The organism is Pseudomonas palmensis, assembly GCF_049942755.1.
Classification (GTDB): Bacteria; Pseudomonadota; Gammaproteobacteria; order Pseudomonadales; family Pseudomonadaceae; genus Aquipseudomonas; species Aquipseudomonas palmensis.
The window spans coordinates 2,652,069-2,665,436 of record NZ_CP187958.1 but is presented as its reverse complement, the minus strand read 5'-3'; the positions used below and the strand labels follow the sequence as shown (position 1 = coordinate 2,665,436).

Here is a 13,368-nt window from a genome sequence, read left to right as displayed (position 1 = left end):
CGCCCGCCCTCAGGAACCGAAACCGAAGCCGCCACGGCCTGGTACATGGGCCGCGAAGCCGGGGTGGCTGCCCACCGTCCAGGGCCGTGCCGAGGCCATGAAGCGCGCCGGCAGCACCGACGCATGGGCATCGGCACCAGCCCCGCCGTTGAAACGGCTGGACGGCGCGTGGTCCTCGACCAGCCCGGCATACTGGTTGCCGCTGTTGACCTGGTCGGTCAGCGAGCTGGCCCTGAACCCGTCGCGCCCTTCACGCTCGTGGTAGATCGCCTCCGACAGGTAGCGCGGCTCGACATTGACGTAGTCGTAGCGGCCACCGCCGCCGCCATACACGGCCGACGAGGTGGTGCTGGAGGTCTGGCTCAGCCCGTCGTCATACACCTGGCGCTCGGTGGTCAGGGCGAAGCCTTGCATGCGCGGCATGTGAAAGCTCGCGCCCTGACCTGGCTCGCACTGCTCGAAGCTGGCCAGGCAGTCTTCCAGGCGGGTGAAGCGTGGGGCGTTGGCGTCGTGGTGCTGGCGGGCGACGTTCCAGGCGTTGTCGCACACCGAACGGCTTACCCCGGCCAGGGTGCAGCTGTCGACGTCCTGGTAACGCTTGACCTCGCTGACCACGCGGGTGGCGCTGCGATCACTGTCACAGGCGGCCAGCGCCAGCGGCAGGCTGCCCAGGGCAATCAGCCGAATGCTCGTGCTGCGTTTCATGGCTGTGCTCCGCTGTCAGGCCGCTGGGGTCATGCACGCGGCATTGAGCATGCCGATGCCGATGGCCACGGCGGCCAGCAGGATGGCGGCCGCGTTTTCCTGACGGCGGATACGCTCGTCCATGCCCTTGACCACCACGCTGACCACCACGAACGCGAGCAACTGCACGGCGCCGGCGATCACCGACCACAGCAGGAAGTCGAGCAGCGAGATCGAATGGGAGATGGCCCCGGACACGGGGATGGCGAAACCCAGCAGCGCCCCGCCCAGGGCGATGGCGGCAGCGCTGTTGCCTTCGCGGATCAGGGCAAATTCGTTGTAGGGGGTCAGGCGGGTATAGATGAACGCATAGAGTGCGAACAGCACGGCGGCGCCGGCCATGTAGAACAGAAAACCCAGCACGGCATCGGCCGGCAGGGACATCTTCAGGGCATCCATGAACATCGGGGTCGCACTTCCTTGCTTGAACGGGGCGGGACATATACCACACCGCCCCGCCTCGGCAAACCGCCGGCTTACACCGAAGGCACGGCGGCCGGGGTGCCCCAGATGCCGCCCAGGCTCTGCAGCAGCGAACCGGCCACGCCCTGCTGGCCCAGGTACTGCAGGATCAGCGGGGCGAACTGGGCGATCATGCCGGTGTTCATGCCCAGGGCGCCGAAGGCGTTGTTCAGGTCGTCGGTGTCCTTGACGTTGCCCAGTGCGTTGCTCAGGGCCGAGGAATTGCCGCTCTTGCCGAGCAGCTCGCCCAGGCCGCTGAGGCCGCCCAGGGCATTGTCGCCGGACAGCAGGTCAAGGCCGGGCACGGCCTTGCTCAGTTGGGAGTAGTCGCTGCTGCTGAGCTGATGCCTGGCCAAGCCCAGCAGCGCGCCGGTGCCGCCAATGGCCTGTTCGGGGGTGATATCGAGTTGGTCGCCCAGGGTATTGAGCAGGTTGGCCGAGGGGGCCGGGGCTTGAACGGCAGCGTCCTGCTGTTTGTTGCCTTGCATGGCAGACACGGCGTTGGCGGCATCGTTGAGATTGAAGGCCAGGGCCGAGGTGGTGGCGAGTGCCAGCAGGGAGAGCAGTGCGAAACGTTTCATGGGGCGGACCTCGTAGGAAAGCGAGGTTTCGACCCGTATCTGCGGCGAATGTTCCGCCGTCATCGCCTGTAGGAGCCGGCCTTGCCGGCGAAAGCAGCACCGCGATATCCAGAGGTACGCGGTGGCCGCTTTCGCCAGCAAGGCTGGCTCCTGCAACAGATGGCAACCCGCCCTACGGCAAGGCGTACGCAATCACGTAATCACCCCGATCCGGCGACTGACGCGCACCGCCAGCACTGATCAGGATGTATTGCTTGCCGGTCTTGGGCGACACGTAGGTCATCGGCCCCGACTGGCTGCCCACCGGCAGACGCGCCTTCCAGATCTCGTTGCCGTTGCCCGAGTCGAACGCACGCAGGTAGAAGTCCTGGGTGCCGGCAAAGAACAGCAGGCCCGACTGGGTCGACAGCGAAGCGCCCAGGGTCGGCATGCCGATCGGGATCGGCAGGTGCATGCGGATGCCCAGCGGCCCGGTGTCCTGCACGGTACCGACCGGCACCTGCCACATCAGTTTCCTGGTCTTCAGGTCGATGGCCGACATGGTGCCGAACGGCGGCTTCTGGCACGGAATACCGGCCGCGGACAGGAAGCGCTGGCGCATCGCGCCATACGGCGTACCGTCCTGCGGCACCACACCCATCTCGATGCCGCTGGCACCTTTGGGAATGTCTGCACGCGGGATCATGTAGTTGGCCAGGCCCAGACGCATGTCGTTGACGAACATGTAGTTGCTGGTCGGGTCGACCGACACGCTACCCCAGTTCATGCCACCCAGCGAGCCGGGGAACTGCAACGCCGGGTCCAGCCCTGGCGGGGTGTACACACCCTCGTGGCGCATGCCCTTGAACGAGATGCGGCACAGCAACTGGTCGAACGGGGTCGCGCCCCACATGTCCGACTCTTTCAGGGTCTGGTTGCCGATCGACGGCATCTCTACCGAGAACGGCTGGGTCGGCGAATAACGCTCGCCCGGCACGTTGCCCTGGGGCACCGGCTTCTCTTCGACCTTGGCAATCGGCACGCCGGTTTCACGGTTGATCACGAAGATCTCGCCCTGCTTGGTCACCTGTGCCAGCGCCGGTTGCACGCCACCCTTGTCATCCGGGATGTCGTACAGCAGCGGCTGGGCCGGCAGGTCGAAGTCCCACAGGTCGTGGTGGGTGGTCTGGAAGTGCCAGCGCACCTGGCCGTTCTTCACGTCCAGCGCCACGATCGAGGAGCTGTACTTGTCGTCCAGTTCGGTACGGGTGCCGGCGAAGAAGTCCGGGGTGGCGTTGCCGGTCGGCAGGTACACCAGGCCCAGCTTGGCGTCATAGGACATCGCCGACCACACGTTGGGCGTGCCACGGGTGTAGGTCTGGCCTTCGGGCGGACGCTTGGTGATGTTCGGGTTGCCCGGGTCCCAGGCCCAGGCCAGCTCGCCGGTACGCACGTCATAGGCACGCACCACGCCCGGCGGTTCGCCGGTGGAGAAGTTGTCGGCCACGCGGCCACCGACGATCACCACATCGCCGGCCACCAGCGGGGTGGAGGTCTGCTGGTAGTAGCCCGGCTTGATCTCGCCCATGTCGACGCTCAGGTCGACCACGCCGTTATCGCCAAAGTCGGCACATGCTTCGCCGTTTTCGGCGTTGATCGCGATCAGGCGGGCATCGCCGGTGGGCAGGAACAGGCGCTTGGCGCAGGCCTGCGGGCCGGCATCGGCGGCCAGCGGGGTTTCGGAGTAGCCCAGGCCACGGCAACGCTGCCAGTTCGGCGCGCTGCCCTTGGGGTCGAACATCCAGCGCTGCTTGCCGGTGTCCACGTCCAGGGCGAAGACCTTGCCGTAGGCGGTGCAGGAATACAGGGTGTCGCCGATCTGCAGCGGCGTGTTCTGGTCTTCGGCACCGGCGCCGGTGCTTTGCGGCACGTCACCGGTATGGAAGGTCCAGGCCACCTGCAGCTTGTCGACGTTGCCCTTGTTGATCTGGTCCAGCGCGGCAAAGCGGTTGCCGGCGGTGGTGTTGCCCCAGTGCGCCCAGTCCTTCTGCTCGGTGCCCGGCTTGACCGGCTGCACCGCAGGCTCGCTGCTGGCGGTGACCACGTGGGTGGGCACGAACATGTAGCCCAGGGTGGCGACCACGCCAACGGCCAGCACACCGGCCACCGCGAACGCGCCACGCCCGGCCGCACGACCGTCGGCGCGTTGCAGGCTCGGGAACACCAGCGCGATGACCAGGCCGATCACGGCAAAGGTCAGTACCCGCGAGACCAGCGGCCAGAAGTCCAGGCCGGCATCCCACACCGCCCAGATCGCGGTGAGTACCAGGGCCACCGCGTACAGCCAGGCGCCCGACGGCTTGCGCCGCGCGATCAGCACACCGCTGACCAGCATCGCCAGGCCCATCAGAAGGAAGTACCAGCTACCACCGAGGCTGCTCAGGTACGCACCGCCCCCTGCCAGCACCAGGCCGATCAGGGCGATCAGGATGCCCAGACCTCCCAGCAGCCACTTTGCGGTGCCCGGAGCACCTGCCTGTTCGTTCATGTGATTACCGTCCTAAACGTAGTGAAAAACCACCGTCAACAGTTGGCCGACCCAATCCCGAGCATAGTCGGCGCATTTAGGTAGCTTGCTTGTTAACCAGTTAGTACGTTTAAGGGTAACAAAAAATTGCGGGCTACTGCGACAATTTGTCTGTCAGCCCGGCTTCAGGGGCCTGAAACCGGGTAGACATTGGTCTTACGCTGCGCTGAACAGCGTGTGCGGGTCGATCACGAATTTCTTCGGCACGCCGGCATCGAACTCGCCGTAGCCCTCGGGCGCCTGATCCAGGCTGATGACCTGCACGCCGACCACCTCGGCGATGTTGATGCGGTCCCACATGATGGCCTGCATCAGGGCGCGGTTGTACTTCATCACCGGGGTCTGCCCGGTGTGGAAGCTGTGGGACTTGGCCCAGCCCAGGCCGAAACGGATGCTCAGGCTGCCCATCTTGGCTGCGGCATCCACCGCGCCCGGGTCTTCGGTCACGTACAGGCCGGGGATGCCGATCTTGCCGGCGACCCGCACCACCCCCATCAGCGAGTTGAGCACCGTGGCCGGCGCTTCGTGCTGGGCCCCGGCATGCCCGTGGCCACGGGCTTCGAAGCCCACCGCATCGACCGCGCAGTCCACCTCCGGCTCTCCCAGCAGGTTGGCGATCTGTTCGTGCAGCGGGGTGTCCTGGGACAGGTCGGCGACCTCGAAGCCCTGGGCCTTGGCATGGGCCAGACGTACCGGGTTCACATCACCGATGATCACCACCGCCGCGCCCAGCAGCCGCGCCGAGGCGGCAGCGGCCAGGCCGACCGGGCCGGCACCGGCCACGTACACCGTGCTGCCGGGGCCGACACCTGCGGTGACCGCACCGTGGTAGCCGGTGGGCAGGATGTCGGAGAGGCAGGTCAGGTCGCGGATCTTCTCCATGGCCTTGTCGCGGTCGGGCAGCTTGAGCAGGTTGAAGTCGGCGTAGGGCACCAGCACATACTCGGCCTGCCCGCCGGTCCAGTCGCCCATGTCGACATAGCCGTAGGCGCCGCCGGCGCGGGCCGGGTTGACGCTCAGGCACACGCCGGTGTGTTGTTCCTTGCACGAGCGGCAGCGCCCGCAGGCCACGTTGAACGGCACCGAGACCAGGTCGCCCAGTTGCAGGTTCTCGACGTCACGGCCTTTCTCGATGACCTCGCCGGTGATTTCGTGCCCCAGCACCAGGCCGGTCTGGGCGGTGGTACGACCGCGCACCATGTGCTGGTCGGAGCCGCAGATGTTGGTGGAGACCACCCGCAGGATCACGCCGTGTTCGATCTTGCGCCCACGTGGGTCCTGCATTTTGGGATAGGGGATTGTTTGCACCTCGACCTTGCCTGCGCCCAGGTACACCACACCACGATTGCCAGACATGCTTTCACCTCGCTCGATTGTTGTTATGTCGCGCTGAATGTTCTGTCCGTCTTTCGGGCCTCATCGCGGGTCAAGCCCGCGATGCGCCCGCTACAGCACCACCGTGCGATTGGCGTTCAAAAACACCCGCCGCTCGATGTGATACCCCACCGCCCGCGCCAACGTCAGGCATTCGATATCGCGCCCGCGGGCAATCAGGTCTTCAGGGTAGTGGCTGTGATCCACGGCTTCCACGCCCTGGGCAATGATCGGGCCCTCGTCCAGGTCGTTGTTGATGTAATGCGCCGTGGCCCCCACCAGCTTCACGCCCTTGTTGTAGGCCTGGTGATACGGCTTGGCGCCCTTGAACCCCGGCAGCAGCGAGTGATGGATGTTGATCGCCCAGCCATCCAGGCGTCGGCACAGCTCCGGCGACAGCACCTGCATGTAGCGCGCGAGGATCACCAGCTCGGCGCCGGACGCCTCGATCACCTGCAGCACCTTGCGCTCCTGCGCCGGCTTGTCCTGCGGGTCGAGGGCAAAGTGGTAATAGGGGATGCGGTGCCAGTGCGCCAGCGGCTCCAGGTCCGGGTGGTTGGAAATCACCGCCACCACGTCCATCGCCAGCTGGCCGATGCGCTGGCGGTACAGCAGATCGTTGAGGCAATGATCGGCCTTGGACACCATGATCACCACCTTGGGCCGGTGCCTGGGCGCAGTCAGCTCGAAGGTCATGCCGAACGCTTCGCCACGGGCGGCCAGGCCTGCGCGAAAGGCCTGCTCGTCGAATGCCTCGGGCTGGCGAAACTCCACCCGTATGAAGAACCGCGCCGACAGCCGGTCATCGAACGAATGATGCTCGGTGACGTAGCACTGCTGCTCGTACAGGTAGCGCGTCACCGCGTCCACCGTACCCAGCAGGCTGGGGCAGTCGGCGGTAAGGATCCAGGTGTCCGGCGCACGGCTCATGAGGCGATGCTCAGGCCATGTTCGGCGCAGGCATCCTGCAGCCACAGCCACCAGTAGTCGCTGAAGCTGCGCCGGATCAGCAGCTCCCAGGTGTCCTCGCCGGTGCGCCGGATCACCAGCTGGGACTTGGCGAACACCGTGCCCACCGCCTTGCCCACCGGGAAGTTGTTGGGGTGCACGTCGTAGCTGGTGGACTTCATCAGCACCTCGCGCACCCTGGGCCCGCTCAGTTCGAGCAGGGTCTGTCCGCCGCTGACGTTGACCACCTGGATGTGTTGCCCGTCGAGGGCTTCGCGCAGCTTCTGCTCGGCGGCCAGCTCCTCGCCACCGGGCACGATCAGCAGCCACTCGTCGGGGCCCATCCACTGCAGCGAGGTCTCGCCACTGGCGACCACGGTGAGTGCGACCGGCAGTTCCAGGCCCAGCGCCTGTTGCACGCCGCTGACGAAAGCCGGGTCGTGGGCGTTGCCGCGCAGAGTCAGGTGGCCGAGGAACTTCTTCTCGCGCAGGGTCACGCCGGGGTTCTTGCGGCCCTTGCCGACCAGGCTGGGCAGGTCGGCGTGATGCAGGGGTGATTCGGCCCTGGCATCAGTCTCGGGGCGTTGCGGGTAGACGTTGATTGCGCTCATTACATACCTGCCTTGAATTCAGTAGTGCTGTGATCTCTTTGTAGGAGCCGGCCTTGCCGGCGAAGCCCGCGACGCGGTTGCAACCCGGTGCGCGGTGGTCGCTTCGCCAGCAAGGCTGCTCCTGCAACCATCAGATGTTCTGCCGCTCACCCTTCGGATCAAAGAACACCGAGGCGCAGATCTCGGCCTCGATCACGCTGCCATCGGCCTGCGGCGAAAACACCCGCTCGCCCATGCGTTTGAGCCCGCCCTTGACCACCCCCATGGCAAACGAATAGCCCAGCGAGTTGCTCGCGTAGCTCGAGGTCACGTGCCCCACCATGTCCATCGGAATCGGCTGTTTGGGGTCCAGCACCAGCTGCGCGCCCTCGGGCAACCATTGGCTCGGGTCCACCGGCTTGAGCCCCACCAGCTGCTTGCGGTTCTCGCGCACGCAGTCTTCCCGGTTCATGCCGCGCCAGCCGATCCACGAGAACGGCTTGGTGCGCCCCACGCACCAACCCATGTTCAGGTCGTCCGGGGTCATCGAGCCGTCGGTGTCCTGGCCGACAATGATGAAACCCTTCTCGGCGCGCAGCACGTGCATGGTCTCGGTGCCATAGGGGGTGAGGTTGTACGGCTTGCCAGCGGCGACGATCTGCTCCAGCACGCCCATCGCGTAATTGGCCTGCACGTTCACTTCATACGACAGCTCGCCGGTGAACGAGATGCGGAACACCCGCGCCGGCACCCCGCCCACCAGGCCCTCCTTCCAGCTCATGAACGGGAAGGCGTCCCTGTCCAGGTCGATGTCGGTCACTTCAGCCAGCAGCTTGCGGCTGTTGGGCCCCGACAGGGTCAGCGTGGCCCAGTGGTCGGTGACGGAGGTGAAGTACACCTTCAGCTCTGGCCATTCGGTCTGCTGGTAGATCTCCAGCCATTGCAGCACCCGCGCCGCGCCGCCGGTGGTGGTGGTCATCAGGAAGTGGTTGTCGCCCAGGCACGCGGTCACGCCATCGTCGAAGACCATGCCGTCTTCCTTGCACATCAGGCCGTAGCGCGCCTTGCCCACGTCGAGCTTGGTCCAGGCGTTGGTGTAGATGCGGTTGAGGAACTCACGGGCGTCCGGGCCCTGGATGTCGATCTTGCCCAGGGTCGAGGCATCCAGCAGGCCGACGCTGTCGCGCACCGCCTTGCATTCGCGGGCCACCGCCGCCTGCAGGTCTTCGCCGCCGCGGGGGAAATACCACGGGCGCTTCCACTGGCCGACGTCCTCGAACTCGGCGCCGTTCTTCACATGCCAGGCATGCAGCGCGGTGAAGCGCACCGGCTCGAACAGGTGGCCGCAATGGCGCCCGGCCACCGCGCCGAAGGTCACCGGCGTGTAGTTGGGGCGAAACATGGTGGTGCCCATCTGCGCAATGCCGATGCCCAGCGAGCGTGCGGCGATCGCCAGCCCGTTGATGTTGCCCAGCTTGCCCTGGTCGGTGCCGAACCCCAGCGCGGTGTAGCGCTTGACGTGCTCCACCGACTCGAAGCCTTCGCGGGTGGCCAGTTCGATGGCGGCCGCAGTCACATCGTTCTGCTGGTCGACGAACTGCTTGGGTGCCCGCGCGGTGTTGCGGTCATGGGGCACCTGGAACAGCGCCACGGTAGGCTCCTCCGGACGCACCAGCACCTTGGGCAGAACGCCCTCCACTGCCTTGAAACCGGCCTCGGTGGCCGCACGCACGCCGCCTTCGAACCCGTCGGCCAGCGCATCGCCCAGGGCGAACACGCCATTGACGCCACCCACGCACACGCGCTTCTGCGGCGCGTCGCCGGGCACGAAGCCGAGAATGTCGTCGCGCCACAGCGGCTTGCCGCCCAGGTGCGAAGCCAGGTGCACCACCGGGCTGTAGCCGCCCGACGTCGCCACCAGGTCGCAGTCCAGCCATTCGCCGGGGCTGGTGACCTGGTGTGCGGCCACGTCGATGGCTGCCACCCGCGCTGCCGTCACATGCTTGCTGCCGCGCGCCTCGATCACCGCGCTGGAGGTGAGGATGCGAATGCCCTTGGCACGTGCCTCCTCCACCAGCGAGCCACGCGGGTTGTGCCGCGCATCGGCGACCGCGACCACCTTGAGCCCGGCGTCGTGCCAGTCCAGCGCCACGCGATAGGCGTGATCGTTGTTGGTCGACAGCACCAGCTTGCGCCCCGGCGCCACGCCATAACGGCGCACGTAGGTAGATACCGCGCCGGCGAGCATGTTGCCCGGCACATCGTTGTTGCCGTACACCAGCGGCCGCTCGTGGGCACCGGTGGCCAGCACCACACGCCCGGCGCGCACACGGTGCATGCGCTGGCGCACCTGGCCGATGGGTGCGCGGTCGCCCAGGTGATCGGTGAGGCGCTGGTGGATCGTGAGGAAGTTGTGGTCGTAGTAGCCGTTGACCGTGGCCCGCGCCAGCAAGGTGACCTCGGGCATGCCCTGCAGCTCGTCGATCACCTTGGCCACCCACTCGGCGGCGGGCTGGCCGTCGAGGGTCTCACGGGTATCGAGCAGGCTGCCGCCGAACTCCTCCTGCTCGTCGGCCAGGATCACCCGCGCCCCGCTGCGCCCGGCTGCCAGTGCCGCAGCCAGCCCGGCGGGGCCTGCGCCGACCACCAGCACATCGCAGTGGTGGTTCATGTAGTCGTAGCTGTCCGGGTCGTTTTCCAGCGGCGAACGGCCCAGGCCCGCGGCCTTGCGGATGTACTTCTCGTAGGTCATCCAGAACGACTGCGGGTACATGAACGTCTTGTAGTAGAACCCCGGCGGCATCAGCTTGCCGCCGACCTTGCCGAGGATGCCCATCACGTCGGTGTTCACGCTGGGCCAGCCGTTGGTGCTGGTGGCCACCAGCCCGGCGTACAGCGCCTGCTGGGTAGCGCGCACGTTGGGTACCTGGGTGGCCTCGCTGGCACCGATCTGCAGGATCGCGTTGGGCTCTTCGCTGCCGGCGGCGATGATGCCGCGTGGGCGCGAGTACTTGAAGCTGCGCCCCACGATGTCGACGCCATTGGCCAGCAGCGCGGCGGCCAGGGTGTCGCCCTGGTAGCCCTGGTAGCGCTGGCCGTTGAAGGTGAAGTCGAGGACCTGGCTGCGGTCGATACGACCGCCGTTGGGCAGACGATAGCGCTGGCTCATACCTTTTCTCCCTGGCCGGTGACAGCCAGCTGCGGGGCGTTTTCCTGGGCGCGCGCCTGGGGCCTGGCACCAATCGGATAGGTTTCGAGAATCTCGTAGGTCACGGTGTCGCGGGTGGCGTTGAAGTACTGGCGGCAGCCCGCGGCATGGATCCACAGCTCGTGGTGCAGGCCGCGCGGGTTGTCACGAAAGAACAGGTAGTCGCCCCACTGCTCGTCGGTGCAGGCACTCGGGTCCAGCGGGCGCGGAATGTGGGCCTGGCCGGCGGCATGGAATTCTTCCTCGGAGCGCAGTTCGCCGCAGTGGGGACAGAAGATGTGCAACATGGAATGTCTCCTGTTAGTGGGCGACAGCGGCAGCGCCGTGCTCGTCGATCAGGGCGCCGTTATGGAAACGGTCGATGGAAAACGGCTTGGCCAGTGCATGCATCTCGCCGGTGGCCAGGCTTGCGGCGAACACGTGGCCCGAGCCCGGCGTGGCCTTGAAACCGCCAGTGCCCCAGCCGCAGTTGAAGAACATGTTAGCCACCGGGGTCTTGGAGATGATCGGGCAGGCGTCCGGGGTGGTGTCGACGATGCCGCCCCACTGGCGGTTCATGCGCACCCGCGACAGGATCGGGAACATCTCGACGATGGCCTGCAGGGTATGTTCGATCACCGGGTACGAACCGCGCTGGCCGTAACCCACCCAGCCGTCGATGCCGGCGCCGATCACCAGGTCGCCCTTGTCCGACTGGCTGATGTAGCCGTGCACCGCGTTGGACATGATCACGCTGTCGATGATCGGCTTTAGCGGCTCGGACACCAGTGCCTGCAGCGGGTGCGACTCGATGGGCAGGCGAAAGCCGGCCAGCCTGGCCATGTGCCCGGAGTTGCCGGCGGTGACCACGCCCACGCGCCGCGCACCGATGAAGCCCTTGTTGGTCTCGACGCCGACCACCGCGCCGTTTTCCTTGCGAAAGCCGATCACCTCGGTCTGCTGGATCAGGTCCACGCCCAGGGCATCGGCGGCACGCGCATAGCCCCAGGCCACGGCATCGTGACGCGCCACGCCGCCGCGGCGCTGCACGGTGGCGCCGAGAACCGGATAACGGGTGTTCCTGGAGCAGTCCAGGTGCGGAATCTCGTCGGCCACCTGCTTGCTGTTCAGCAGTTCGCCGTCCACGCCGTTGAGCCGGTTGGCGCTGACCCGGCGCTCGGAGTCGCGCATGTCCTGCAGCGTGTGGCACAGGTTGTAGACCCCGCGCTGGGAGAACATGACGTTGTAGTTGATGTCCTGGGACAACCCCTCCCAGAGCTTCATCGCGTGCTCATAGAGGTGCGCCGACTCGTCCCACAGGTAGTTGGAGCGCACGATGGTGGTGTTGCGCGCGGTGTTGCCGCCGCCCAGCCAGCCCTTCTCGACCACCGCCACATTGGTGATGCCGTGCACCTTGGCCAGGTAGTAGGCGGTGGCCAGGCCGTGCCCGCCGCCGCCGACGATGACCACGTCGTAGACCTTCTTCGGGGTGGGCGTGCGCCACATGCGCTGCCAGTTCTCGTGGTGGCTGAGCGAGTGCTTGAAAAGGCCGAAGCCCGAATAGCGTTGCATGGTCTGTTACTCCACTCAGCGGTAAACCGGAAAATCCGCACACAGTGCCGACACGCTCCTGGCCACGTCGGCCTCGACATCGGCATCGCCCAGGTGGTCGAGGATGTCGCAGATCCAGCCGGCCAGCTCCGTGCACTGGGCCACCTTGAAGCCACGGCTGGTGACGGCCGGGGTGCCGATGCGCAGGCCCGAGGTGACGAACGGCGACTGCGGGTCGTTGGGCACGGCGTTCTTGTTGACGGTGATGTGGGCGCGCCCCAGGGCGGCATCGGCGTCCTTGCCGGTCAGGCCCTGGCGGATCAGGCTGACCAGGAACAGGTGGTTGTCGGTGCCACCGGACACCACGTCGAAACCACGCTCGATGAACACCGCAGCCATCGCCCGGGCATTGTCGATCACCTGTTGCTGGTAGGCCTTGAAGCCGGGCTCCAGGGCCTCCTTGAAGCACACCGCCTTGGCCGCGATCACATGCATCAGCGGGCCGCCCTGCCCGCCGGGGAACACCGCGGCGTTGAGTTTCTTTTCCAGCGCTTCGTTGGCCCTGGCCAGGATCAGCCCGCCACGCGGGCCACGCAGGGTCTTGTGGGTGGTGGTGGTGACCACGTCGGCATAGGGCAGCGGGTTGGGATACAGGCCCGCCGCGACCAGCCCGGCGACGTGGGCCATGTCGACGAACAGGTAGGCGCCGACCTTGTCGGCGATCTGGCGAAAGCGTGGGAAATCGAGGGTTTTGCTGTAGGCCGAAAACCCGGCAATGATCATCTTCGGCTGGTGCTCGACGGCCAGGCGCTCGACCTCGTCGTAGTCGATCAGGCCGGTGCGGGTGTCGATGCCGTATTGCACGGCGTTGTACAGCTTGCCGCTGAAACTGACCTTGGCACCGTGGGTGAGGTGGCCGCCGTGGGCCAGGCTCATGCCCAGCACGGTGTCGCCGGCCTGCAGCAGGGCCAGGTACACCGCAGCGTTGGCCTGGCTGCCGGAGTGCGGCTGGACGTTGGCATAGTCGGCGCCGAACAGCTGCCTGGCACGATCGATGGCCAGTTGCTCGACCTTGTCCACGTGCTCGCAGCCGCCGTAGTAGCGCTTGCCCGGGTAGCCTTCGGCGTACTTGTTGGTCAGGCCGCTGCCCTGGGCCTGCATCACGCGCTTGCTGGTGTAGTTTTCCGAGGCGATCAGTTCGATGTGGTCTTCCTGGCGCTGTTCCTCGGCGTTGATCGCCGCCAGCAGTGCATCGTCGTAACCCTGGATCTGGTCGTGCTTGGTGAACATCGCATCTCTCCCGGCAGTGGCATGGACAGCGCCCTTTGGCTGCGATGGTAGGGCTGGCGCGGGCCGTCCAGATGC

General features: G+C 66.4%; 11 protein-coding genes. All 11 read right to left on the bottom strand.

Annotation, left to right across the window (positions count from 1 at the left end; genetic code table 11):
- Positions 1-9: 9 nt before the first annotated feature.
- A complete protein-coding gene (locus tag ACPRTJ_RS12220) occupies positions 10-705 on the bottom strand; it encodes a DUF1190 domain-containing protein (protein WP_426428943.1) in 696 nt (231 codons plus the stop codon).
- Between the two features lie 15 nt (positions 706-720).
- Complete coding sequence (locus ACPRTJ_RS12215) at positions 721-1,149, bottom strand: DUF350 domain-containing protein (RefSeq protein ID WP_043863643.1); 429 nt, start codon at positions 1,147-1,149, stop codon at positions 721-723.
- A gap of 71 nt (positions 1,150-1,220) precedes the next feature.
- A complete protein-coding gene (locus ACPRTJ_RS12210; RefSeq protein WP_043863642.1) occupies positions 1,221-1,787 on the bottom strand; it encodes a DUF2780 domain-containing protein in 567 nt (188 codons plus the stop codon).
- A gap of 172 nt (positions 1,788-1,959) precedes the next feature.
- Positions 1,960-4,314 (bottom strand): glucose/quinate/shikimate family membrane-bound PQQ-dependent dehydrogenase, encoded by a 2,355-nt coding sequence (locus tag ACPRTJ_RS12205; RefSeq protein WP_058541809.1) that lies wholly within the window; start codon positions 4,312-4,314, stop codon positions 1,960-1,962.
- A gap of 195 nt (positions 4,315-4,509) precedes the next feature.
- Positions 4,510-5,709, bottom strand: coding sequence for a formaldehyde dehydrogenase, glutathione-independent (gene fdhA / locus ACPRTJ_RS12200; RefSeq protein ID WP_043863640.1), 1,200 nt, complete (start codon positions 5,707-5,709; stop codon positions 4,510-4,512).
- Positions 5,710-5,799: 90 nt separating this feature from the next.
- Entirely contained in the window at positions 5,800-6,657 is an 858-nt protein-coding gene (purU, locus tag ACPRTJ_RS12195) for a formyltetrahydrofolate deformylase (RefSeq protein ID WP_043863639.1), read from the bottom strand.
- The gene (locus ACPRTJ_RS12190) at positions 6,654-7,286 is read right to left on the bottom strand and encodes a sarcosine oxidase subunit gamma (protein ID WP_043863638.1); all 633 of its coding nucleotides are present in this window, start codon (positions 7,284-7,286) and stop codon (positions 6,654-6,656) included. Before ACPRTJ_RS12190 ends, purU begins: the two co-directional genes overlap by 4 nt.
- A gap of 130 nt (positions 7,287-7,416) precedes the next feature.
- Positions 7,417-10,434, bottom strand: a complete 3,018-nt coding sequence (locus ACPRTJ_RS12185; RefSeq protein ID WP_426428939.1) for a sarcosine oxidase subunit alpha — start codon at positions 10,432-10,434, stop codon at positions 7,417-7,419.
- On the bottom strand, positions 10,431-10,760 hold the full coding sequence (locus tag ACPRTJ_RS12180) for a sarcosine oxidase subunit delta (protein WP_426428937.1): 330 nt from the start codon (positions 10,758-10,760) through the stop codon (positions 10,431-10,433). The genes ACPRTJ_RS12185 and ACPRTJ_RS12180 overlap by 4 nt, the downstream gene beginning before the upstream one ends.
- A 13-nt stretch (positions 10,761-10,773) precedes the next feature.
- Positions 10,774-12,024: a sarcosine oxidase subunit beta family protein gene (locus ACPRTJ_RS12175; RefSeq protein WP_043863635.1), complete on the bottom strand. Its 1,251-nt coding sequence runs from the start codon at positions 12,022-12,024 to the stop codon at positions 10,774-10,776.
- Positions 12,025-12,039: 15 nt separating this feature from the next.
- Positions 12,040-13,293, bottom strand: coding sequence for a serine hydroxymethyltransferase (gene glyA / locus ACPRTJ_RS12170; protein ID WP_054916001.1), 1,254 nt, complete (start codon positions 13,291-13,293; stop codon positions 12,040-12,042).
- Positions 13,294-13,368: the final 75 nt, after the last annotated feature.